The organism is Terrimesophilobacter mesophilus (assembly GCF_014200375.1).
GTDB lineage: Bacteria > Actinomycetota > Actinomycetes > Actinomycetales > Microbacteriaceae > Terrimesophilobacter > Terrimesophilobacter mesophilus.
The window spans coordinates 396,954-419,441 of sequence record NZ_JACHBP010000001.1 but is presented as its reverse complement, the minus strand read 5'-3'; the positions used below and the strand labels follow the sequence as shown (position 1 = coordinate 419,441).

The 22,488-nt window shown below is 67.4% G+C and carries 21 protein-coding genes; 17 read left to right on the top strand and 4 right to left on the bottom strand.

Going from position 1 to position 22,488, the window contains the following annotated elements; all coding sequences use genetic code 11:
• Positions 1-131: 131 nt before the first annotated feature.
• Positions 132-701 (bottom strand): TetR/AcrR family transcriptional regulator, encoded by a 570-nt coding sequence (locus tag BKA04_RS02035; RefSeq protein WP_104096575.1) that lies wholly within the window; start codon positions 699-701, stop codon positions 132-134.
• Positions 702-839: 138 nt separating this feature from the next.
• On the opposite strand from BKA04_RS02035, the gene BKA04_RS02030 reads away from it, so the two are divergent.
• The 7 genes from BKA04_RS02030 to BKA04_RS02000 all read left to right on the top strand — a co-directional run bounded on the left by BKA04_RS02030 (position 840) and on the right by BKA04_RS02000 (position 9,063).
• Positions 840-2,447 (top strand): carboxyl transferase domain-containing protein, encoded by a 1,608-nt coding sequence (locus BKA04_RS02030; protein WP_104094920.1) that lies wholly within the window; start codon positions 840-842, stop codon positions 2,445-2,447.
• 11 nt (positions 2,448-2,458) lie between these two features.
• Positions 2,459-4,447 (top strand): acetyl/propionyl/methylcrotonyl-CoA carboxylase subunit alpha, encoded by a 1,989-nt coding sequence (locus tag BKA04_RS02025; RefSeq protein WP_104096574.1) that lies wholly within the window; start codon positions 2,459-2,461, stop codon positions 4,445-4,447.
• Positions 4,444-5,610, top strand: a complete 1,167-nt coding sequence (locus BKA04_RS02020; protein WP_104094919.1) for an acyl-CoA dehydrogenase family protein — start codon at positions 4,444-4,446, stop codon at positions 5,608-5,610. Before BKA04_RS02025 ends, BKA04_RS02020 begins: the two co-directional genes overlap by 4 nt.
• A gap of 25 nt (positions 5,611-5,635) precedes the next feature.
• Positions 5,636-6,148: a MaoC family dehydratase gene (locus BKA04_RS02015; RefSeq protein WP_104094918.1), complete on the top strand. Its 513-nt coding sequence runs from the start codon at positions 5,636-5,638 to the stop codon at positions 6,146-6,148.
• Positions 6,145-6,957, top strand: a complete 813-nt coding sequence (locus tag BKA04_RS02010; protein ID WP_104094917.1) for an HpcH/HpaI aldolase/citrate lyase family protein — start codon at positions 6,145-6,147, stop codon at positions 6,955-6,957. Before BKA04_RS02015 ends, BKA04_RS02010 begins: the two co-directional genes overlap by 4 nt.
• 79 nt (positions 6,958-7,036) lie before the next feature.
• Positions 7,037-7,408 (top strand): ArsR/SmtB family transcription factor, encoded by a 372-nt coding sequence (locus tag BKA04_RS02005; RefSeq protein ID WP_104094916.1) that lies wholly within the window; start codon positions 7,037-7,039, stop codon positions 7,406-7,408.
• An 8-nt stretch (positions 7,409-7,416) separates the two neighbouring features.
• Positions 7,417-9,063 carry a SulP family inorganic anion transporter gene (locus BKA04_RS02000; RefSeq protein WP_104094915.1) on the top strand — a complete coding sequence of 549 codons (1,647 nt, stop codon included), beginning with the start codon at positions 7,417-7,419 and terminating at the stop codon, positions 9,061-9,063.
• A 14-nt stretch (positions 9,064-9,077) separates the two neighbouring features.
• Here the strand turns inward: BKA04_RS02000 and BKA04_RS01995 are convergent, their stop codons facing one another.
• Positions 9,078-9,611 (bottom strand): YbhB/YbcL family Raf kinase inhibitor-like protein, encoded by a 534-nt coding sequence (locus BKA04_RS01995; protein WP_104094914.1) that lies wholly within the window; start codon positions 9,609-9,611, stop codon positions 9,078-9,080.
• Positions 9,612-9,731: 120 nt separating this feature from the next.
• Here BKA04_RS01995 and BKA04_RS01990 point away from each other — a divergent pair, with 120 nt between their 5' ends.
• A complete protein-coding gene (locus BKA04_RS01990) occupies positions 9,732-10,718 on the top strand; it encodes an aldo/keto reductase (protein WP_167309634.1) in 987 nt (328 codons plus the stop codon).
• Between the two features lie 34 nt (positions 10,719-10,752).
• Here BKA04_RS01990 and BKA04_RS01985 read toward each other — a convergent pair whose 3' ends face one another.
• Positions 10,753-11,346, bottom strand: coding sequence for a TetR/AcrR family transcriptional regulator (locus BKA04_RS01985; protein WP_232841933.1), 594 nt, complete (start codon positions 11,344-11,346; stop codon positions 10,753-10,755).
• Between the two features lie 357 nt (positions 11,347-11,703).
• Here BKA04_RS01985 and BKA04_RS01980 point away from each other — a divergent pair, with 357 nt between their 5' ends.
• Both BKA04_RS01980 and BKA04_RS01975 read left to right on the top strand, forming a co-directional pair.
• Complete coding sequence (locus BKA04_RS01980) at positions 11,704-13,062, top strand: M16 family metallopeptidase (protein WP_104094912.1); 1,359 nt, start codon at positions 11,704-11,706, stop codon at positions 13,060-13,062.
• A gap of 42 nt (positions 13,063-13,104) precedes the next feature.
• Positions 13,105-13,707 carry a histidine phosphatase family protein gene (locus BKA04_RS01975; protein WP_104094911.1) on the top strand — a complete coding sequence of 201 codons (603 nt, stop codon included), beginning with the start codon at positions 13,105-13,107 and terminating at the stop codon, positions 13,705-13,707.
• Between the two features lie 26 nt (positions 13,708-13,733).
• Here the strand turns inward: BKA04_RS01975 and BKA04_RS01970 are convergent, their stop codons facing one another.
• Positions 13,734-14,213, bottom strand: coding sequence for a GNAT family N-acetyltransferase (locus tag BKA04_RS01970; RefSeq protein ID WP_104094910.1), 480 nt, complete (start codon positions 14,211-14,213; stop codon positions 13,734-13,736).
• A 39-nt stretch (positions 14,214-14,252) separates the two neighbouring features.
• Between BKA04_RS01970 and dapB the strand changes: the two genes are divergently transcribed.
• From dapB to pgsA, 7 genes are all read left to right on the top strand, one after another.
• Positions 14,253-15,023 (top strand): 4-hydroxy-tetrahydrodipicolinate reductase, encoded by a 771-nt coding sequence (dapB, locus tag BKA04_RS01965; protein WP_104094909.1) that lies wholly within the window; start codon positions 14,253-14,255, stop codon positions 15,021-15,023.
• Entirely contained in the window at positions 15,020-15,475 is a 456-nt protein-coding gene (locus tag BKA04_RS01960; RefSeq protein ID WP_174719808.1) for a hypothetical protein, read from the top strand. The genes dapB and BKA04_RS01960 overlap by 4 nt, the downstream gene beginning before the upstream one ends.
• A 55-nt stretch (positions 15,476-15,530) precedes the next feature.
• Positions 15,531-16,283 (top strand): FAD-dependent thymidylate synthase, encoded by a 753-nt coding sequence (gene thyX, locus BKA04_RS01955; RefSeq protein WP_104094908.1) that lies wholly within the window; start codon positions 15,531-15,533, stop codon positions 16,281-16,283.
• 42 nt (positions 16,284-16,325) lie between these two features.
• Entirely contained in the window at positions 16,326-17,303 is a 978-nt protein-coding gene (dapA, locus tag BKA04_RS01950; RefSeq protein WP_104094907.1) for a 4-hydroxy-tetrahydrodipicolinate synthase, read from the top strand.
• Entirely contained in the window at positions 17,300-18,976 is a 1,677-nt protein-coding gene (locus tag BKA04_RS01945; protein WP_104094906.1) for a ribonuclease J, read from the top strand. Before dapA ends, BKA04_RS01945 begins: the two co-directional genes overlap by 4 nt.
• 108 nt (positions 18,977-19,084) lie before the next feature.
• Positions 19,085-21,826, top strand: coding sequence for an FtsK/SpoIIIE family DNA translocase (locus BKA04_RS01940; protein ID WP_104094905.1), 2,742 nt, complete (start codon positions 19,085-19,087; stop codon positions 21,824-21,826).
• Between the two features lie 2 nt (positions 21,827-21,828).
• On the top strand, positions 21,829-22,488 hold the full coding sequence (gene pgsA, locus BKA04_RS01935; RefSeq protein WP_408646429.1) for a CDP-diacylglycerol--glycerol-3-phosphate 3-phosphatidyltransferase: 660 nt from the start codon (positions 21,829-21,831) through the stop codon (positions 22,486-22,488).

Sequence of the window (22,488 nt, the reverse complement as noted above, 5' to 3'; positions counted from 1 at the left end):
GCTCCCTCCGTTTCCGCCCCCTCCGTTTCCGCCCCCTTCCGTTGAGTCGGGTCATTTTGAGGGTGCTGCGCACTTCAGACCCGCAAAACGGCCCGACTCAACGGGAGAAGAGCAGGAGAGAGCAGGCGAGTTCAGGCGAGGGCCGCGAGCGCCATGCGCTCGAGTTCGCGGCGCAGGGTGGCACGGTCGAGGTCGAGTCCACTGTGCGGTGTCGAGTTGAGCAGGCCGAAGACCGCGTGGGCGCGCGTGCGCAGGACGGCCCGGTCGGCATCCGGATTCAACCCTGCCAGCACCTCGACCCACGCCTCGACGTAAAGCCGCTGCAGGGTGCGCACGGTGTGGCGGTCGTCTTCGGCGAGCTGGCCGAGGTCGCGGTCCTGCACCCGGATGACGTCGGCATTGTCGAGCGCGAATTCCACGTGGAATGCGACGAGGGCCCGAAGAGCGTCGGCGCCGGTAGCCCGGGAGAGCACGTCCCTTCCGCCGGAATGGAGCCCCTCGCTCGCCTCGAGCAGGATCGCGGCGAGCATCGCCTGTTTACCGCTGAAGTGCTTGTAGAGTGCCGGGCCGCTCACGCCGGCGGCCGCGCCGAGTTCCTCGATCGACGTCCCGGGGTACCCGCGCTCGGCGAAGAGACGGGCGGCCGCAGTGAGCAGTGCCTCCCGACGGCTCGCCTTGGCGCGGCCGCGTGCGGTTGTCATGGACACTCGCTGCGTCGTCATCCGTTCCCGCCTGTAGACAAATCGGTTAGCGATCACTAACCTAGTTGCAGCGGGGCATGACCACAAGTCACTCCGCCGACCGCCGTACCAGAAGCCAGACAGAGGCCGGAGCCGTCGATGGAGACCCTGCACAGCGCGCTTGACACCGCGAGTGACGGCTTCGCGGCGAACGACGCCGCGCAGCGCTCCCTCGTCGCCGAGCTCAACGAGAAGCTGCGGGTCGCCTCCCTCGGAGGGTCTGAGAAGTCCCGCCAGCGCCACCTGGCCAGGGGTAAACTCCTGCCGCGCGACCGCGTCGAACGCCTGCTGGACGACGGCAGCCCGTTCCTCGAGGTGGCTCCGCTCGCCGCCCACGATCTCTACGGCAACGACAGCCCGAGCGCAGGTCTCGTCGCCGGAATCGGCCTCGTGCACGGCCGCGCCGTCATGGTCGTGGCGAACGACGCGACCGTCAAGGGCGGCACGTACTACCCGATGACGGTCAAGAAGCACCTGCGCGCGCAGGAGATCGCGCTCGAGAACCGGCTCCCGTGCGTCTACCTCGTCGACTCGGGCGGCGCGTTCCTGCCGAAGCAGGACGAGGTCTTCCCCGACCGCGATCATTTCGGGCGCATCTTCTACAACCAGGCGCGGATGTCCGGCCTGGGGATCCCGCAGATCGCCGCCGTGCTCGGCTCCTCGACCGCGGGCGGAGCGTATGTGCCGGCGATGAGCGACGAGACCGTGATCGTGCGCAACCAGGGCACGATCTTCCTCGGCGGACCTCCGCTCGTGAAGGCCGCGATCGGCGAGATCGTCACGGCCGAGGAACTCGGCGGCGGAGAGCTGCACTCGCGTACCTCGGGCGTGACAGACCATCTCGCGGAGAACGACGAGCACGCCCTGCAGATCGTGCGCGACATCGTCGCGACGCTGCCCGCGCCGTCGCCCCGTGCCTGGGAGGTCATCGAGCCGAGCGAGCCGGATGCCGACCCCGCAGAACTCTACGGCGCCGTCCCGGTCGACGTCCAGGGCCAGTACGACGTGCACGAGGTCATCGCCCGGCTCGTCGACGGCAGCCGGTTCCACGAGTTCAAGCGCGAGTACGGTACGACCCTGGTGACGGGCTTCGCGCACGTGCACGGGCATCCGGTGGGCATCGTCGCCAACAACGGCATCCTGTTCTCCGAATCCGCGCTCAAGGGCGCGCACTTCATCGAACTGTGCGACCAGCGCGGCATCCCGCTCGTGTTCCTGCAGAACATCTCCGGATTCATGGTGGGCAGGGATGCCGAGGCCGGCGGCATCGCCAAGGACGGCGCGAAGATGGTCACCGCCGTCGCCACGACGAGGGTGCCCAAATTCACCTTCGTGATCGGCGGCTCGTTCGGCGCAGGAAATTACTCGATGTGCGGTCGCGCCTACAGCCCGCGGTTCCTCTGGATGTGGCCGGCGAGCCGCATCTCGGTCATGGGCGGAGCGCAGGCCTCGAGTGTGCTCGCCACGATCAAGCGCGACCAGCTGGATGCAGCGGGGGAGAGCTGGTCCGCAGAGGACGAGGCGGCATTCAAGGCCCCTATCGCCGAGCAGTACGAGGCACAGGGCAGCCCCTACTACTCGACTGCCAGGCTCTGGGACGACGGCATCATCGACCCCGCCGATACGCGCACCGTCCTCGGTCTCGCCCTCGAGGTCGCCTCGCGCACCCCGCTTCCCGACCCGGCCTTCGGCCTGTTCCGGATGTGACGACCGTGGCCATGTTCGACACAGTGCTCGTCGCGAACCGCGGCGAGATCGCCTGCCGGGTGATCCGCACGCTTCGGGAGCTCGGCATCCGCTCGGTGGCCGTGTACAGCGACGCCGACCGACGCGCGAAGCATGTGACGGATGCCGACATCGCCGTGCGCATCGGCCCGCCGCCCGCGCAGGAGAGCTACCTCAGCATCCCCGCGATCATCGAGGCCGCCAGGGCGACCGGCGCCCGGGCCATCCATCCCGGATACGGTTTCCTCTCCGAGAACGCGGACTTCGCGCGCGCGTGCGATGACGTCGGGATCGTGTTCATCGGGCCGGGAGTCGAGGCGCTCGGACTCATGGGAGACAAGATCCGCGCCAAGGAGCACGTCGCAAAGGCGGGGGTGCCGGTCATCCAGGGTGTGACATCGCTCGGGCCCGACGGCTCACCGCTCAGCGACGGCGACCTGGAGGCGGCGGCGGTCGAACTCGGCTTCCCGATCCTGATCAAGCCCTCTGCCGGCGGCGGCGGCAAGGGGATGGAGCCCGTGTTCGAGCGTTCCGGCCTGTCGGAAGGCCTTGCGACCGCTCGTCGCGTGGCCCGGGCGGCATTCGGCGACGACACGCTTCTGCTCGAACGGCTCGTCACCGCACCACGCCACATCGAGGTGCAGCTTCTCGCCGACGCGCACGGCAACACGATCCACCTCGTCGAACGCGAGTGCTCCCTGCAGCGCCGCCACCAGAAGGTCATCGAGGAGGCGCCGTCGGTGCTCCTGAGCGAGGAGACGCGAGCGCGTATCGGCGAAGCGGCCTGCACTGTCGCGCGGAGTGTCGGATATGTCGGCGCGGGAACGGTCGAGTTCCTCGTCTCCGACGATGCGCCGGACGAGTTCTTCTTCATGGAGATGAACACCCGGCTGCAGGTCGAGCATCCGGTCACCGAACTCGTGACCGGCGTCGATCTCGTCGCCTGGCAGGTGCGCATCGCCGCGGGCGACACGCTCACGATCGGACAGGACGACATCGTGCCGCGCGGCCACGCCGTCGAGGCGCGCGTGTATGCGGAGGATCCGGAGAGCGGGTTCCTGCCCAGTACGGGCACGATCCTGGCGCTTCACGAAGCCTCCGGCGACGGCGTTCGGGTCGACAGTTCCCTCGTGACCGGTCTCACGGTGTCCCCGAACTACGACCCGATGCTCGCGAAGGTCATCGCGTGGGGTACGGACCGCGCGGCGGCGCTGTCTCGACTCGACACGGCACTGTCCGAGACGACGGTGCTGGGCGTTCGCACGAACATCGAATACCTCCGCGCCCTCATCGCAGACCCCGACGTGCAGGCCGGGCGGCTCGAGACGACCCTCATCGAGCGGAAACTCCCCGACCTCGCCTTCCGGCATCCGGATGCTGCACTGCTGTGTGCTGCAGCGGTCGCACTCACCGTGCCGAACCCAGTGGAGGCCGGCGTCTGGCACACCGCCACCGGCTGGCGCACCGGCGGCATCCGCGCGCCGCGTCGGTTCGTGTTCGCAACGAACCCGACCGAGCGCGTCGAGGTGCTCGTCGAGGGGGAGCGGTTCACGGTCGGCGACTCAACGCATACGGTCCGTCGGGTCGGAGAAGCGGTCGAGGTCGACGGTGTGACCACGAGGTGGGCGATCGTCCGCGACGGAGATGTGCTCTGGCTCGGCCAGGACGGCTTCAGCTGGCCGCTGCGCGTCGTCGACCGGGAGGCGGAGCTCGCGGAGGCGCTCGCCGCCATCGACCGGGGAAGCCGCCCGGTAGCCCCGGAGGTGCGCTCACCCATGCCCGGCACGGTCGTCGCCGTGCCGGTCTCCGACGGCGACCTGGTCGAAGCCGGCGCCACCATCGTCACGGTCGAGGCCATGAAAATGGAGCACAAACTGGTCGCATCGATTGCGGGCCGAGTCTCTCTCAGCGCCCGCCCGGGTGACCTCGTGAAACTGGACGAACTGCTCGCCACCATCGAACCGCAGGAGACAACACCGTGAACCCGCAACTGTCCGAAGACGAACACGACCTCTCCGCCATGGTGAGGGACTTCGCCGACACCGTCGTCGCGCCGCGGTCCTATGAGGCGGACACCAGGCACGAGCTGCCGATGGACGTCGTCGCGCAGATGGGCGACCTCGGCCTGTTCGGCCTCCCGTTCCCCGAGGAGGTCGGCGGCCAGGGCGGGGACTACTTCTCCCTGTGCCTCGCCATCGAAGCGCTCGCGCGCGTCGACCAGTCGATCGCGATCACGCTCGAGGCTGCCATCGGCCTCGGAGCCATGCCCATCTTCCGTTACGGCACCGAGGAGCAGAAGGACACCTGGCTGCCGGACCTCGTCACGGGTCGCGCGCTCGCCGGGTTCGGGCTCACCGAGGCCGAGGCGGGGTCGGATGCCGGCGCGACACGCACGACGGCTGTCCTCGACGACGGAGAATGGCTGGTCAACGGCTCGAAGCAGTTCATCACGAACTCGGGCACCCCGATCTCCCGCTTCATCTCGGTCGCTGCGGTGACCGGTGAGCGCACACGTGCAGACGGAACGGTCACGAAGGAGCTCTCCACGATCATCGTCCCGCACGGCACGCAGGGGTTCACCGTCGAGCCGGCATACGACAAGGTCGGCTGGCGGGCATCCGACACGCATCCGCTCACCTTCGAGGATGTGCGGGTCCCGGAGGCCAACCTGCTGGGCGAGCGCGGACGCGGGTTCGCGAACTTCCTCCGCACCCTCGACGAGGGGCGCATCGCTGTGGCTGCACTCGCGACGGGGGCCGCCGAAGGATGCGTCGAGGAGTCGGTGAAATACGCGAAGTCCCGCAACGTGTTCGGTGTGCCGATCGGACGCCACCAGTTCATCGCCTTCACGATCGCGCAGATGCAGGCGAGAGTGCACACGTCGCGGCTCGCATGGTACGACGCGGCACGGCGCTGCGACGCCGGACTGTCGTTCAAGACGGAGGCGGCGATCGCGAAGCTCGTCGCGAGCGACGCGGCCATGAGGAACGCGCGCGATGCCACGCAGATCTTCGGCGGATACGGCTTCATGAACGAGAGCCTCGTCGCGCGCCAGTACCGGGACTCGAAGATCCTCGAGATCGGCGAGGGGACGAACGAGGTCCAGCTCATGATCATCGCCCGATCGCTCGGGCTCGACGGCTAGCCTGAGCAGGAGAGGGAGGACAGGGATGCCAGACCAGACAGCGGGATCCGGGGCCGCGGGCCAGGGACGCGAGATTCTCCAGCGCGGCCTGTACTTCGAGGAGTTCGAGGTCGGAGCGCTGTATCTCCACCGGCCGGGGCGCACGATCTCAGAATCGGACAACATCCTGTTCACGACCATGACGATGAATTCGCAGTCCCTCCATCTCGACGCGGCCTGGTCTGCCACGCAGCCGTTCGGTCAGCGCCTGGTGAATTCGATGCTGACACTGTCGACGATGGTCGGCAGCTCAGTCGCGCAACTCACGGAGCGCACGATCGTCGGGAACCTCGGCTTCGACGAGGTGGTGTTCCCGCATCCGGTATTCCACGGGGACACGCTGTACTCGCAGACTCTCGTGCGCGCCAAGCGCCTGTCGAAGTCTCGTCCCGGGCAGGGCATCGTGACCCTTCACCACACGGCGAAGAACCAGGACGGCGTCGTCGTCGCGACGGCGGTGCGCAACACGCTGGTCTGGTGCGAAGAAGCGGCGCAATGAGTTTCGACTTCCCGTCCGCCCTGCTGTTCTGCCCTGCGGACCGACCAGATCGGTTCGACAAGGCGGCGGCGCGATCACCGGGGGTCATCCTCGACCTGGAGGATGCCGTGGCGGCGGACGACAAACCGGCCGCGCGGGAGGCGCTGGTCGCCCACCAGCTCGACCCAGCGACGACGATCGTGCGGGTGAACGCGGCGGACTCCGACGATTTCGCCGCTGACCTGGCGGTGCTGGAGCGCACGCACTACCGCACCGTCATGCTGCCCAAGGCCAGGTCCCCTCACCAGATCGGAGCGCTCGACGGGTACGGAGTCGTGGCGCTGTGCGAGACGGCGGAAGGGGTCCTGGCGGCGCCCGCCCTCGCTGCGCACGACTCCGTCGTCGCACTCATGTGGGGCGCAGAGGATCTCGTCGCCTCCCTCGGCGGCACCTCCAGCCGCGATCGCGACGGCCGGTATCGCGATGTCGCCCGGCACGCGAGGTCCTCGGTGCTGCTCGCGGCCGGATCGCATCGCAAGGCCGCGATCGACGCCGTCCACGTCGCAATCGATGATCTCGACGGGCTTGCGGCAGAAGCACAGGATGCCGCGGCGAGCGGATTCGCCGCAAGCGCCTGCATTCACCCCGGCCAGGTCGCCGCGATCCTGGAGGCGTATCGCCCTTCGGCGGAGGAGTTCGCCTGGGCGCAGGGCGTCATCGCGGCGGCGTCGAACGAGAACGGGGTGTTCCGCTACGAGGGGATGATGGTCGACGAACCCGTTCTGCGTCACGCTGCGGGCATCCTGCGCAGGTCCGACGCCGGGAAGTGATCGCCGGACGGCGACGGCGGGGAACTAGTTCGTGAATCAGCAGATTGGCTATTCTGCAAATCTGCAATATAGTTGAGCAGTGACCACAGAACTCCCCGTTGCGGCCCTCAAGGCCGACCTCTTCAAGGCGCTCGCGCATCCGGTGCGCGTGCGTGCGCTCGAGCAGCTCGTCCTGGGGGAGGTTTCCGTCGGCGAACTCGCCGACCGGCTCGACCTCGAGGTCACCCAGCTCTCCCAGCAGCTCGCCGTACTGCGGCGCGCGAACGTCGTCGTGACCAGGCGCGACGGCAACACGATCTTCTACTCGCTGCGTGACCCTCGGGTGTCACAGCTGCTCGCCGTCGCGAAGCAGCTGCTCATGACGAACCTCGAAGACTCCCGCACCATCCTCGCCTCGCTCGAAGAGGAGGGATCGAGGACCGCGAAGACCGCCGCAGGCCCGCGTCGGTGAAGCGGCGGATGTCAGCGGGACGCACCTTCCTGAGGAGCCTCCTGCCGGTTCGCTCCGACCTCACCGCCGCCACGCGCTCGCCCGGGCGCGATCTCATCGCGGGCCTCACCGTCGCGATCGTCGCACTGCCCCTCGCTCTGGCCTTCGGCGTGGCATCGGGGCTCGGTGCAGAGGCCGGTCTCACGACCGCGGTGATCGCCGGCGCCCTCGCCGCGATCTTCGGCGGCAGCAACCTGCAGGTCTCCGGGCCCACGGGTGCCATGACGGTCGTGCTCATCCCGGTCGTGCACGAGTTCGGGCCCTCCGGCGTGCTGCAGGTGGGTGTCATGGCCGGCATCATCCTGGTCGCGCTCTCCGTCTCCGGCATCGGACGCTATGTGCGCTACCTGCCGTCCTCCCTCGTCGAAGGGTTCACCGCGGGGATCGCCGTCGTGATCGCCCTGCAGCAGCTGCCCAACATGCTCGGAGTCGCGCCGGGCGGCCAGGAGCGCGTGGTCGACCTCGCCATCGACGCGGCCGCGCGTTTCGTCCAGTCGCCGGACCCGATCCCGGTCGCGATCGCGCTCGGCGTCGCGGCGGTCATCCTGCTGGGCGCCCGCTGGAAGCCGGCGTTTCCGCTGTCGTTCGTCGCCGTCGCCCTGGCCACGGCCGTCGCATACTTCCTGGCCCCTGAGCTCGGCGTCGTCGGCGAGCTGCCGCGCGGCATCCCCGCTCCGTCCGCCGGATTCTTCGACCCGGTCGCGCTCGCCGCCCTCGTGCCCTCCGCCGTCGCCGTCGCCGCACTCGCGGCGCTCGAGAGCCTGCTGTGCGCGACAGTGGCCGACGCCATGAGCGTCGGGCAGAAGCACAACCCGGATCGCGAACTCTTCGGACAGGGCATTGCGAACCTCGTCGTCCCCTTCTTCGGCGGCGTCCCCGCGACAGCCGCGATCGCCCGCACTGCGGTCAACGTCCGGGCCGGAGCCCGGTCCCGTCTCGCCTCGCTGTCGCACTCGATCGTGCTCCTGCTGTTCATCCTCGTCGCGGCACCGCTCGTCGGAGTCATCCCGCTCGCTGCTCTCGGAGGGGTGCTGCTGGCCACGACGGTGCAGATGGTGCAGGTCGGGGCGATCCGCAGCATCCTGCGCTCCTCCCGCGGCGATGCGATAGTGCTCGTCATCACCTTCGGCGTGACGGTCGCGATCGACCTCGTGACAGCGGTCATCGTCGGGCTCGCCCTTGCCGGGGTCGTGGCGCTGCGCGCGGTGGCGAGATCGGCGCAGGTCTCTCGCGTCCCTCTCGACGAATCCGACCATGCTGACGAGGAGCAGAGCCTGCTCGACGACCGCATCGTCGCGTTCCGGCTCGACGGTGCGCTGTTCTTCGGCGCGGCCCATCGGTTCCTGCTCGAACTCTCCGAGGTCACGGATGTCGCTGTCGTCATCCTGCGGATGAGCCGGCTGAGCACGATCGACGCGACCGGTGCCCTCATGCTCGACGATGCCATCGCCCGGCTCGAGAAGCGCGGGATCGTCGTTCTGCTCTCCGGTATTCGCCCCGGCCACCGCAAGGTGCTGTCGGCTCTCACCTCCGCGCCAAGGCTCACCGACGCCGGGCGGGTGTTCGCCGACACCCCCGAGGCGATCGAGCACGCGAGAGAACTCGCGGCGCGCTGAGCGCCAGGCGGCTCCTAGCCCGCGGCAGGAGTCGAGGCGAGTGCGGTGAACTGGGCTCGGCCGATGACCGAGTTCCGCATGACGACGCCGAGCATCGCCGGCGTGCACCCGTCCGGCAGTTCGAGATGCTCGACGTCGAGCGCGGACACCGTGAACACGTAGCGGTGGTCGCCATCGCCCGGCGGCGGCCCCGCGCCCTCGAATCGTGTGGCGCGGGACTCGTTCGCGATCGTGATCGCACCCTCCGGCAGCAGCCCGGAATCCGGATTGCCGGCGTCCGCAGGCAGCGCCGTGACGCTCGCAGGGATGTCGTGCACCGCCCAGTGCCAGTACCCGCTACTCGTCGGCGCGTCAGGATCGAAGACGGTGACGACGAAACTCCTCGTGCCCTCCGGGGCACCGCTCCAGCTGAGGGTGGGGGAGCGGTCCTCGCCTCCGGCCGACGCGGTCCTCGCCCAGATCGGGAGGTAGTCGCCCGGTCGGACATCCGGACTCGACAGATCGAACCCGGGGACGATCGGAAGTCGCCAGTTCGGGTCGTTGACCACAGGATCACATCCTCAATCGCTCGCGCATCGCCGTCGCAGTGCCTCTCCCGATAGTAAAACACTCATAACGATCGGCGGGGGATGTCGAGGAAGGGCGCCGGCGTGGAATACCCTCACCCCGTGACCACCGTGCTGCCGATTGACGAAGCGGATGCCCGTTTCCCCACTCTGGCGCGACGGCGGGTGCTGGGGGCGTCCGGCCCTCGCGTCTTTCCGATCGCCATCGGAGGGAATGCGTTCGGATGGACCGCCTCGGAGGATTCCGCCTACGGCATCCTGGACGCGTACCGCGACCTCGGCGGCAATCTGATCGACACGGCGGACTCCTACGCAGCGGGCAGAAGCGAATCCATCATCGGCGACTGGATGCGATCGCGTGGCGTCCGCGATGACGTCGTCGTGGCCACGAAGATCGGCAAGAGCGCACAGAACCCGGGCCTGACGTCGAGCGCCGTGTCGGCCTCGATCGAAGCGAGTCTGACCCGGCTGCGCACCGACCGGATCGACGTGCTCTTCCTCCACTACGACGACGAGTCAGTGCCGTTCGAGGAGACTCTCGTCGCCGTCGACGAGAACATCCGCCGCGGAACCGTGCGGTTCGTCGGGGCATCCGATCATTCCGCGAATCGCATCCTGGAGGCGAGGATCATTGCCGGACAGCTCGGCCTGACCCCGTTCACAGCGCTCCAGTGCCGCTACAACCTCCTGCATCGCCGCGAGTTCGAGGGTTCACTCGCCGGGATGGCCGACCAGCAGGCGCTCGGCGTCATGCCGCGATTCGCGCTCGACGGCGGCTTCCTCGCGGGCAACTATCGCACCAGGTCCGAGCTCGACCTCAATTCCACGGGCAACATCGTGCTCGGGGGGGATGCCGAGACCCACCTGAATCGTCGCGGCCAGAAGGTCCTTGCGACCCTGGACCGCATTGCGACAGAACTGGACTGCGCTCCCGCGACCGTGGCCCTGGCCTGGCTGCTGTCGCGCAGCACCGTGACGGCGCCGGTCGTCGGTGCGAGCAATCCCGGGCAGGTGGCCGACCTCATGGCCGCGGTGGATGTCGTCCTGACCCGCCAGCAGGTGGCAGCACTCGACGACGTCTCGGCGTAGCCGGTGCGGGGCCGGCCGGCGCAGGCGAGGCCGGCTAGGAACGCGCCGAGTCCAGGATCCTCGAGGTCGCGCGCTGAAGTGCCCCCGCCGCTGCGATCGGGTCGCCGGCGTAGCCGCCGGACATGGCTCCATCCCGTGCGACCACGAAGTCGTCGGCACCCTCGCCGGGAAGCGGATGGCCCAGTTCGGCCAGTAGCGATTCGACGAGTGCCGAGTACCAGTCGCGGTGCTCGAGCACGAGCTCGCGAATGGGGTGGTCGGCATTCGGGTATTCTGCGGCGGCGTTCAGGAACGCGCAGCCGCGGAAGTCTGCACTCTGCAACTCGGCGACGATGATGCCGACGATGGCGACGAGCGCCTCGCGCGGCCCGGCGCTGTTGCGGACGAGTTCTTCGAGAAATTCCTTGTCGTGCGCATGGCGCCCAGCGATGTAGGCCACGACGAGGTTGTCCTTCGAGCGGTAGTGCTTGTAGAACGTGGCCTTGGTCACCTGGGACGCACTGATGAGCCGGTCGACGCCGACGAGGCGGATGCCCTCCTCGTAGAACAGCTCGGTGGCCGTGTCGAGGATGCGCTGCTTCGCCCAGGGAGCGCGCTGTGACGTTGGATCATGATCAACAATCGTCACAGCACGGCTCCCTCTGGCAGATCGGCTAGGTATCCTCACTGTCGTCTGGGAGCGGGGCCGGATCTGGGGGGTAAATCCGGCGCTGCGTTCTGCTGTGGAGTCCACCGCAGAAGTCCAGTACGTGCAGTAGTGCCGGGGATGAGACCTGACAACCGGGCCTTCGGGTTGGCTCGGTTGTCAGGAAGTCTGGCCGGGGGCCGAACCTCTGTCCTCATCCCTTGAAGCACAACCATAACATGAAATTGGGGACAGACAAGTCTGTTTGTCCACATTCATTCGGTGTATTCGTACCCCAGTTGCGGGGACAACCGGAATCGGCGCGGATAGGGTGCCGACAATGACTTAGGCTCGTTCGTGATGAATGGTGCAGTCGGCTTACCCCTGGACGTGCAGGAACTCGCATTCACCGCAACGGGGGACTGCGCGGTGCGGCGGACGATACTCCCGAACGGCGTGCGGATCCTGACGGAGCACGTGCCTGGGGCGCGGAGCGCAACCATCGGCTTCTGGGTCGCCGTGGGATCCCGTGACGAGCTGCCGGGACACTTCGGGTCCACCCACTTCCTCGAGCACCTCCTCTTCAAGGGGACGACGCGGCGCAGTGCGCTCGACATCGCCGTGAGCTTCGACGCCGTCGGTGGAGAGCACAACGCCATGACCGCCAAGGAATACACCTGCTATTACGCGAAGATTCGCGACAAGGACCTGCCCATGGCCGTCGATGTGCTGTGCGACATGATCACGTCGTCGGTTCTGGATCCGGACGAGTTCGAGACCGAGCGCGGCGTGATCCTGGAAGAGCTCGCGATGGCCGATGACGATCCCGCGGATCTCGTCAACGAGCGATTCTTCGAGGCCGTGCTCGGCGAACATCCGCTCGGCCGGCCGATCGGCGGGAGCGCCAAGTCCATTCGGGAGGTCTCTCGCGATGCCGTCGCGGAGCATTACCGGTCGAATTATCGGCCGCAGGACCTCGTCATCACCGCGGCGGGGGCTGTTCCCCACGACGAACTGGTCTCTCGCGTCACGGCGGCCCTCGCGAAGGCAGGCTGGGTCACCACGGCCCATGCCGCGCCCGTGGCACGCCGGGACACCGCAGGCGGCGCGCTCGAGCGCGGTAGTGCGCTGACCGTCATCCAGCGACCCATCGAACAGGTGAACATCCTTGTCGGTGTCCCCGGCATCACGGCGACCGACGATCGCAAGAACGCCATGGGGGTCCTGAACGCCGTGCTGGGTGGCGGGATGTCGTCGAGGCTGTTCCAGGAGGTGCGCGAAAAGCGCGGCCTCGCCTACTCCGTCTACTCGTTCGCTCCGAGCTATTCGGATGCCGGCCTGTTCGGTCTCTATGCCGGCTGCTCGCCCGCCAAGGCCGGCGCCGTCTCCGAGCTCATGGTCGCGGAGTTCCACCGGCTCGCCTCCGACGGGATCACGGCTGACGAGCTCGCGCGGGCGAAGGGCCAGCTCGGCGGGGCATCCGCGCTCGCCCTCGAAGACTCCGACACGCGCATGTCGCGTCTCGGCCGTTCCGAAATCACTCTCGGCGAGTTCGTCGACCTCGACGAAGCGCTCGCGCGGTTGGAGAGGGTCACGATCGGCGATGTCGCCGAGCTCGCACTCGACCTCGTCGCGCGTCCACTGAGCATCGCGGCCGTCGGCTCGAGCGACGATGGCGTCTTCGCCGCAGCATCGGAGACTTCGGCCACCGCGGCCTGAACGCGGCACAACACACTGAATCACTGCAATGGGAGGACAACGATGTCCCACTTCCTGTATCTCGTGCGGCACGGCGAACAGCAGGATGCCGAGCACGGCATGCCGGACGGCCCCCTGTCAGCCCGGGGAAACCGGCAGGCCCGCGCGATCGCGTCGAGGCTCGCATCCGTGCCGTTCGACGCCGCGTGGCATTCGCCGTTGCAGCGAGCGCAGGAGACCGCGACGATCATGACCAAGAAGATCCCGGACCTGGAGGCGAAACCGAGCGCACTCCTCATGGACTGCTTCCCGAGCGGGCCGACGCCGGATATGCCCCATTCGTTCGATTCGTTCTTCGGGGCGGTCACGACCGAGGAGGTCGAGGCGGGCCAGGCCCAGATGGCGGACGCCGTCTCGGAGTGGTTGTCTCCTGCGAGGGGAGAGCGGCACGAGCTGCTCATCACCCACAACTTCGTGATCGCCTGGTTCGTCCGTGAGGTGTTCGGGGCTCCGGCGTGGCGCTGGATGGGACTCAACCAGGCGAACTGCGGCCTCACCATCATCCGGGTGCGCACGGCGAAGCCGCCCGTGCTCGTCACCCACAACGACCTCGGGCACCTGCCGACGGAGTTGCGCACGGGCCTGCCGGAGGAGCAGCCGTACTGACGTCGGCCCTGCGACGCCCCTGCGGATCAGTCCGGGCGGTGCAGCGCCTTTCCGTACCAGTTCGTCGCGTTCGGATTGTCGTTGTAGGGGGCGATGGCGACATACCCGCGGGAGCGGTAGAGGGCGGCAGCCGATTCGAGGCTCGAGTTCGTGTCCAGCACCGCTTCAGTCGCGCCGAAACCGATCGACCGCGACTCCAGCTCGTCCAGAAGGCTTCCGCCCAGTCCCGTGCCGCGCGCCCTCGGATCCACCCACAAGTGCTTGACCTCGAAGCGCACGCCGCCGTCCGGTCCGGCGTCGATGGCACGGATCCCGCCGCATCCGACCGGCTCCCCGTCGAACTCGACGACGAGGAAGACACCGTGCGGCGGAGTGAACTGCTCATCGCCAGGGTGCACGATCGTGTATCCGTTCGCACCGGTGAATCCGAGCTCCCGGCTCGCGAAATAGTCGGACAGCAATCCATGGGCTACGGGGTCCGACGGCACCGTCTCTCGAAACGTCACGGTGCAAGCCTAGGTCTGAGCGGTTGATAGATTGGCGACATGACTGTACGGGTCGCTGTCGTGGGTGCCGCGGGGCGGATGGGAAGCCTGGTGTGTCGGCTCGTCGAGCAGTCCGACGACTTCGAACTCGCGGCGACGATCGGGTCCTCCGGTGAGTTGTCCGAGATGGTCGGCGCGGATGTCGTGGTCGACTTCTCCGTTCCGGCCGTGAGCCCCGAGGTGGTCGCCTTCGCCGTCGAGCACGGCCTCAACATCCTCGTCGGCACGAGCGGCTGGTCGGCGAACCGGCTCGCTCCCCTCGCGTCCCTGCTCGAGTCCCATCCGGGCACCGGCGTCATCGTCGTGCCGAACTTCTCGCTCGGCTCCGTCATCGCGACGCGACTGGCCATGGTGGCGGCACGGTACTTCGACTCCATCGAGATCATCGAGACGCACGGGCGATCGAAGCTCGACTCGCCGTCCGGGACCGCCGTGCGAACGGCAGAGCTCATGGCGGATTCTCGCCGCGACCGTGGCCTCGTCGACGCGCCGCACACCGACCAGCGGGCACGGGGACAACTGGTCGCGGGAATCCCGGTGCACAGCCTGAGGTTGCAGGGCGCCGTCGCGCACCAGGACGTGCACTTCGGCGGTGTGGGTGAAAGCCTGACGATTGCGCACGACACGGTGTCAGCCTCCGCCTACGAATCCGGGATCCTGCTCGCCCTAAGGGCGCTTCCGGCTGCGAGGGGCCTGACGGTGGGGCTCGACTCGCTCCTCGGGCTCGATGCCGTCGGCGGGCCGGACTCTCCGGGGGAACCCGCAGGGTGACATCTCGAATCTTCGTGGCCGTCATGGCCGCGCTTCTCGCGCTCTATCTCGTGCTCGTCGCCCAGCTCGCCATCCGGCTCATCCTGGTCGACGAGCCGGTCGCCAAGGGGCTCGGCATCGCGCTCTTCGTCCTCCCGGTCGTGGGTGCGTGGGCGCTCGTCGTCGAGGTCGTCTTCGGTTTCCGCAGCGAACGACTCGGTCGGATGCTGGCAGCAGAGGGGGAGCTGCCTCTGGCCGGACTGCCCCGCCTTCCGAGTGGCCGGGTCGAGCGGACGGCGGCGGAGGCGGTGTTCGGGCGGTACCGGGATGAGGCAGAGGCTGCTCCGGGACGCTGGGAGTCCTGGTACCGCCTGGGCATCGCCTACGACGCGTGCGGGGATCGGCGGAGGGCGCGGGGCGCCATCCGCCAGGCGATAGCGCTCGAACGAGGGTCGGGCGAGCGTCGGCCCTAGCGGCGTTGCGGCGTGGCCCTGCGTCGCCCCAGACGCACTTCGCTATCGTCGAGGTGTGCCAGAAGATGCCCAGCAACCCATCCAGTTCCGCTCGGATGTGACAGTCGAACTCGTTCGATCGAGCGCCCACGACTCCGATGTCCTGTTCGCCGCGCGCGTGTCGACCCAGGGTGAGCAGACCCTCGAGTCCAGCCAGCTCGACGGCGCCCAGACCGAGCAGGACGAGAAGCGCAACCGCGGTCTCATCAACTACCTCATGCGCGACCGGCATGGTTCTCCGTTCGAGCACAACTCGATGACGTTCTACGTGCAGGCGCCCATCTTCGTGTTCCGCGAGTTCATGCGCCACCGCATCGCCTCCTACAACGAGGAGTCCGGACGCTACCGGGAACTGAACCCGGTGTTCTACGTGCCGTCGGCGGAGCGCAAACTCATTCAGACCGGCAAGCCTGGCGCATACGAGTTCCATGCGGGCACGGCGGAGCAGACGGCGCTCGTGGAACAGCAGACGCGCGACGTCTCCCGGCACGCGTTCGACGCATACCAGCGGATGCTCGAGGCCGGGGTTGCGCGCGAGGTCGCCCGCATCGTGCTCCCGCTCACGATCTACTCCTCGATGTACGTGACGATGAACGCGCGTTCGCTCATGAACTTCCTGAGTCTGCGCACCAAGCGCGATGGAAGCCACTTCCCGTCGTTCCCCCAGCGGGAGATCGAGATGTGCGCCGAGAAGATGGAGGAGCATTTCGCGGAGCTCATGCCGCTCACCTATGCGGCATTCAACGGGAATGGCCGCGTCGCGCCCTAGCACCTGACCTGCGCGCCATCCCGCCGCGATAGCCTGTAACCCGTGACCACTCGAGAGAATCCGTTCGGCCAGGTGCTCGTCGCCCTGGTGACCCCGTTCACCGCCGATGGCGAGGTCGACTGGGCCGGCGTCGAGAAGCACATCGACGACGTCATCAACGATGGCGCCGACGGCATCGTGGTGAGTGGGACGACGGGCGAGACGAGCACGCTCACCGACCCGGAGAAGGTCAGACTCGTCGAGGTGGGCAAGCAGGTCGCCGCCGGGCGAGCGAAGATCATCACGGGGGGCGGCTCCAACGAGACCGCCCACGCGATGCAGTTGTACAAGGCGAGTGAGAAGGCGGGCGCAGACGGCGTCATGATTGTGACGCCGTATTACAACAAGCCGACGCAGTCCGGCATCCTCACCCATTTCCGCCTCATCGCCGATGCCACAGACCTTCCGGTGATCCTCTACGACATCCCCGGCCGCACCGGCGTGCCGATCAACTACGAGACGATCGTGCGTGCGGCGAAGCACCCGAACATCCTCGCGATCAAGGATGCCAAGGGCGACTTCAGCCAGGTCAGCCGCGTTCTCAACGAGACCGACCTGTACTACTTCTCCGGTGACGACGCGAACGTCCTGCCGCACCTGGCGATCGGGGCGGCCGGGCTGGTCGGGGTCACGGCGAACGTGGCCACACGGCCGTACCGCCAGATCGTCGACGCGGTCAACGCCGGGAGGATCGCGGAGGCCACGGCGGCCCACAAGCTCCTCGAGCCGCTCGTGAGGGCGCTCATGACCCACGTGCCGGGCACCGTCGCAGCCAAGTACGTGCTGCACGGGCTGGGGCGGATCGGTTCGCCGCGCGTGCGGCTCCCTCTGGTCGGCCCTGAGGACTTCGAGGCGGCGCAGATCGAGGACGATCTCGCTCGGATCGGCGAGATCCCCGGCCTCGACCTCAGCAACTTCCGACCCGACCGCAATGCAGCGGCTGGGGGAGCACTACCGAAGGTGGCGGGAACAACGCGATGAACTCCTCAGTGCACGAACCGCGTACCCTCGCGCCGGGAACCCTGCGCATCATTCCCGTCGGGGGGCTCGGCGAGATCGGCCGCAACATGACCGTCTTCGAGATCGATGGCAAGTTGCTCATCGTCGACTGCGGTGTGCTCTTCCCCGAGGAGAACCAGCCCGGCGTCGACCTGATCCTGCCGGACTTCGCACCCGTACGGGACCGGCTGGACGACATCCTCGGCATCGTGCTCACCCACGGGCACGAGGATCACATCGGCGCAGTGCCCTATCTTCTGCGGCTGCGCCAGGACATCCCGCTTCTGGGATCCGGGCTCACGCTCGCACTCATCGAGGCGAAGCTCAAGGAACACCGCATCACGCCGTACACGCTCGAGGTCAGGGAGGGCCAGCACGAGAGGCTGGGGCCGTTCGATCTCGAGTTCATCGCGGTGAACCACTCGATCCCGGATGCCCTCGCCGTCGCCATCACGACGAGTGCCGGGGTGGTGCTCGCCACGGGCGACTTCAAGATGGACCAGTTGCCGCTCGACAGCCGCATCACCGACCTGAGGGCGTTCGCCCGACTCGGCGAGGCCGGCGTCGACCTGTTCCTCGTGGATTCGACGAACGCGGACGTCCCCGGTTTCACCGCGTCGGAGCGCGCCATCGGGCCCGTACTCGAATCCGTCATCGCGAAAGCGCCGCGCAGGGTCATCGTGGCGAGTTTCTCGAGTCACGTACACCGTGTCCAGCAGGTGCTGGATGCCGCACAGGCGAACGGACGCAAGGTCGCTTTCATGGGCAGGTCGATGGTGCGCAACATGACCATCGCGGCGGATCTGGGGTATCTGAAGGTGCCAGAGGGCGTGCTCATCGATACCAAGAAGGCCGCAGAACTCCCCGACAACCGCGTCGTGTACATGAGCACGGGGTCGCAGGGGGAGCCGATGGCGGTTCTGGCCCGCATGGCGAACCTCGAACATCAGATCGAGGTCGGCAAGGGCGACACCGTCATCCTCGCATCGAGCCTCATCCCCGGGAACGAGAACGCCGTCTATCGAGTCATCAACGGGCTCACGAAGCTCGGTGCGACCGTCGTGCACAAGGGCAACGCGAAAGTGCACGTGTCCGGCCACGCGAGCGCGGGCGAACTGCTGTACTGCTACAACATCATCCGGCCGAAGAACGTGCTTCCCGTGCACGGCGAATACCGCCACCTCGTCGCGAACCAGCGGCTTGCCATCGACACGGGTGTCCCTGAGGAGAACACGTTCATCGCCGAGGACGGTACCGTCCTCGATCTCAAGGACGGCATCGTCGAGGTCGCCGGGCAGCTCGATCTGGGTTACGTGTACGTCGACGGTTCGACCGTCGGCGAGATCACCGAGGCCGACCTCAAGGACCGTCGCATCCTCGCGGAAGAGGGCTTCATCTCCATCTTCGCGGCGATCGACCCGCAGACCGGGCGGATCATCGTGGGTCCGGAGATCCAGTCCCGCGGGTTCGCGGAGGACGAATCCGTCTTCGACGATGTCAAGCCGCAGATCGTCAGGGCGCTCACGGATGCCGCGGAGAACGGCACGCGCGACACGCACGCGTTCAGCCAGGTCATCCGTCGAACGGTCGGCCGTTGGGTCAACACACAGCATCGGCGTCGGCCGATGATCGTTCCCGTCGTCATCGAGGCGTAGCCTCGGTCAGCGAGAGACACCGTATCGAGGCGTGACCTTGACGCGGGGATTGAGACACTCCCCGGAGTCTCCCGGGCATTGACGGAGCGCCCCAGTAGCGTAGGGCCCATGGCTACGCGCACGTCGTCGACCCCTGCAGCACGGTCGACCTCGCGCGCCCGCACGACGGCGACGCGGGCGCGATCCGCCCCTGCGCGGACCTCGAACCCGAGGCGCAAGCCGACGCCGACGCCTGTCCAGAATCCGCTGGCGACGGCCTGGCTCGGGTTGGCCCATGTCGTCGGAGGCGGCGCTCGCCTGTTCGGCAAGGAAACGCTCGCGAAGGAAGAACTTCGCGATGGCGTGCCATTCTTCTTCTTCCTGCTGGCCGTCGGCGGCGCGGTCGTCGAATGGTTCTTCCCGCATCACCCCGTCGCGATCGCCCTCGACGCATATACGTTCGGTGGAGCGTTCGGGCGACTCGCTTTTGCACTCCCGGTGATCCTCCTCGTGCTCGCCGTCTGGTTCTTCCGGCATCCGTCGTCCGTGCACGACAACGGCCGGATCGGCGTGGGGATGGGCATCCTTGTGGCGAGCATCAGCGCGCTCTGCCACATCTTCGGTGGATTGCCGGCGTGGGGCGAACCGATCGGCGCATTCGCTCAAGCAGGTGGCATCGTCGGATTCATTCTCGGGATGCCTCTCGCGACGTACCTGAGCGTCTGGGTGGCAGTGCCGCTCATCGTTCTCTTGCTGCTGCTGTCCCTCTTCATCATCACGAAGACACCGCCCAACCGCATCGGATACCGCTTTCGCGAACTTTACGCGTACCTGTTCGGAGCCGAACTTCCCGCCCCAGAGGAACTCGCCGCCAGAAAAGCCGCGAAGACCGAGTCGATCTCGCTCGGAACGCTCGAAGACCTGGACTTGGGCGGGGACTCCGACCAGGTCCCGTGGTGGCGACGCAACAAGACTGAGCGGGAGGATGAACCGGCGTTCGACAGCCCCGTGCTCATCAACGCCCGTACGGAGGTCATCGACCACACGCCGAAGGACGAATTCGGCATCGACCTCATCGAAGACCTGCTCAAGGCGGAGGAGGCCGTCAAGCGCTTCACCGGAGAAGTGGATGCGGTGCCCGCGACGGGCATCCGCGACGATGCTGTCCGTGACGGGTCTGTGCTCGATGGTTCGGCGACCGAGATGCTGCCGGGGATCGCCTCCACCGCATCCGAGAAGGGCAGAGCCGGGGAGTTCGACGACACCTCCGCGCACCAGCCGACAGCGCCGTACCGGCTTCCCGCATCCAGCGTCCTGGAGCCCGGAACTCCGGCGAAGACGAGGTCCGGAGCGAACGACGAGATCGTGCGGTCGATCACGGACGTGCTCACCCAGTTCCAGGTGGATGCCGTCGTCACGGGGTTCAGCCGCGGCCCGACTGTGACGCGGTACGAGATCGAGCTCGGGCCCGGGGTGAAGGTCGAGAGGGTGACAGCGCTCAGCAAGAACCTCTCCTACGCCGTGGCGAGCAACGAGGTGCGCATCCTCTCGCCGATCCCCGGCAAGAGCGCCATCGGCGTCGAGATCCCCAACACCGACCGGGAGATCGTCTCGCTCGGTGACGTGCTGCGGTCGAAGGCGAGCACCTCGAGCGCGCATCCGATGACGATCGGCGTCGGCAAGGACGTCGAAGGCGGTTTCGTGGTGGCGAACCTCGCCAAGATGCCCCATCTGCTCGTGGCTGGGGCGACTGGTTCCGGGAAGTCGAGCTTCATCAACTCGATGATCACGAGCCTTCTCATGCGCGCGAAGCCTGCAGAGGTCCGCATGGTCCTCATCGACCCCAAGCGCGTCGAACTCGCTCACTACGCGGGCGTCCCGCACCTCATCACACCCATCATCACGAACCCGAAGAAGGCGGCGGAAGCACTGTCCTGGGTCGTGAAGGAGATGGACATGCGCTACGACGACCTCGCGAGCTTCGGATACCGCCACATCGACGACTTCAACGCTGCGATCGTCGCGGGGGAGATCACGCTGCCGGCGGGGAGCGAGCGCAAACTCAAACCGTACCCGTACCTGCTCGTGGTCGTCGACGAGCTCGCCGACCTCATGATGGTGGCCCCGAGGGATGTCGAGGACTCCGTCGTGCGGATCACCCAGCTCGCCCGCGCGAGCGGCATCCACCTCGTGCTCGCCACCCAGCGCCCGAGCGTCGACGTCGTGACGGGACTTATCAAGGCCAATGTGCCGAGCCGGCTGGCGTTCGCCGTGAGCAGCATGACCGACTCCCGCGTCATCCTCGACCAGCCGGGCGCGGACAAGCTCATCGGGCAGGGCGACGCCCTGTTCCTGCCCATGGGGGCGTCCAAGGCCATGCGTGTACAGGGCGCCTGGGTGAGCGAGAGCGAGGTCGCCGCCGTCGTCAAGCACGTCACAGCGCAGGCGCGCCCCGAATACCGCAAGGATGTCGCCGCGGCGACGGAGCACCGCGCGATCGACGGCGACATCGGCGACGACCTCGACGTGCTCCTGGCTGCAGCAGAACTCGTCGTCAGTACCCAGTTCGGCTCGACCTCGATGCTGCAGCGGAAGTTGCGCGTCGGATTCGCGAAGGCCGGGCGGCTCATGGACCTCCTGGAGTCGCGCGAGATCGTCGGCCCCTCTGAGGGTTCCAAGGCGCGCGACGTCCTCGTCTCCGCGGAGCAGTTGCCGAGCGTCCTCGCGAAGCTGCGCGGCATGGACTCGGAACCGGAGGGCTCATCGGAGGATCGCTATGACGCCGATCCGGTCGAGGCGGTGTCGAGCGGATACGATGAAGTGGAAGGCTCGTCTCCAGATGACGCCTGGAAGCTGACCGACAGGGAGTAACGGTGGCACTCCCCGCGACACCGCCAACGCCAAAAGGTTCCGGTCGGTCGAATCCGATGCGCGGCAGGGTCGCCAGAAGCGGGGACACTCCGGCGAGTACCGGGAACGTGGCGAACATCATCACCGTCGTGCGCATCTTCCTCGCACCGGTCTTCATCTGGCTGCTCTTCGCCGACAATCACGAATTCGGTGCCCTGCGCTATGTCGCCGCTGCCTTGTTCATTCTCGCGATCGTCACCGACAGCGTGGACGGGTTGCTTGCTCGCCGCCAGAACCTCGTCACCGACTTCGGCAAGATCCTGGATCCGATCGCCGACAAAGTGCTCATCGGCGGCGCCCTCGTGACGCTCTCGATCCTCGGCGAACTGTGGTGGTGGGTCACGATCCTGATCCTCGTGCGCGAGTTCGGGATCACGGTGTTCCGGCTCGCGGTCGTGCGCGACCGCGTCATCCCGGCATCCCGTGGCGGCAAGCTCAAGACGATCGTGCAGGCGATCGCGATCTCGTTCTACCTCGTGCCCGTGTGGCTCCTGCTGGGCGACTGGATGCACTGGTTCAACGCCGTGCTCATGGCGATCGCGCTCGCCTTCACGCTTGTCACCGGCGCCGACTATCTCGTGAAGGCCATCCGCCACGGCAGAGGCCACATCGAAGCCAGGTGA

What these genes read in the sequence shown, in the direction of transcription:
- BKA04_RS02035 (WP_104096575.1), bottom strand. Translation starts at nt 701, where the DNA reads ATGACAACCGCACGCGGCCGCGCCAAGGCGAGCCGTCGGGAGGCACTG.
- BKA04_RS02030 (WP_104094920.1), top strand. Translation starts at nt 840, where the DNA reads ATGGAGACCCTGCACAGCGCGCTTGACACCGCGAGTGACGGCTTCGCG.
- BKA04_RS02025 (WP_104096574.1), top strand. Translation starts at nt 2,459, where the DNA reads ATGTTCGACACAGTGCTCGTCGCGAACCGCGGCGAGATCGCCTGCCGG.
- BKA04_RS02015 (WP_104094918.1), top strand. Translation starts at nt 5,636, where the DNA reads ATGCCAGACCAGACAGCGGGATCCGGGGCCGCGGGCCAGGGACGCGAG.
- BKA04_RS02010 (WP_104094917.1), top strand. Translation starts at nt 6,145, where the DNA reads ATGAGTTTCGACTTCCCGTCCGCCCTGCTGTTCTGCCCTGCGGACCGA.
- BKA04_RS02000 (WP_104094915.1), top strand. Translation starts at nt 7,417, where the DNA reads ATGTCAGCGGGACGCACCTTCCTGAGGAGCCTCCTGCCGGTTCGCTCC.
- BKA04_RS01980 (WP_104094912.1), top strand. Translation starts at nt 11,704, where the DNA reads ATGAATGGTGCAGTCGGCTTACCCCTGGACGTGCAGGAACTCGCATTC.
- BKA04_RS01975 (WP_104094911.1), top strand. Translation starts at nt 13,105, where the DNA reads ATGTCCCACTTCCTGTATCTCGTGCGGCACGGCGAACAGCAGGATGCC.
- dapB (WP_104094909.1), top strand. Translation starts at nt 14,253, where the DNA reads ATGACTGTACGGGTCGCTGTCGTGGGTGCCGCGGGGCGGATGGGAAGC.
- BKA04_RS01945 (WP_104094906.1), top strand. Translation starts at nt 17,300, where the DNA reads ATGAACTCCTCAGTGCACGAACCGCGTACCCTCGCGCCGGGAACCCTG.
- BKA04_RS01940 (WP_104094905.1), top strand. Translation starts at nt 19,085, where the DNA reads ATGGCTACGCGCACGTCGTCGACCCCTGCAGCACGGTCGACCTCGCGC.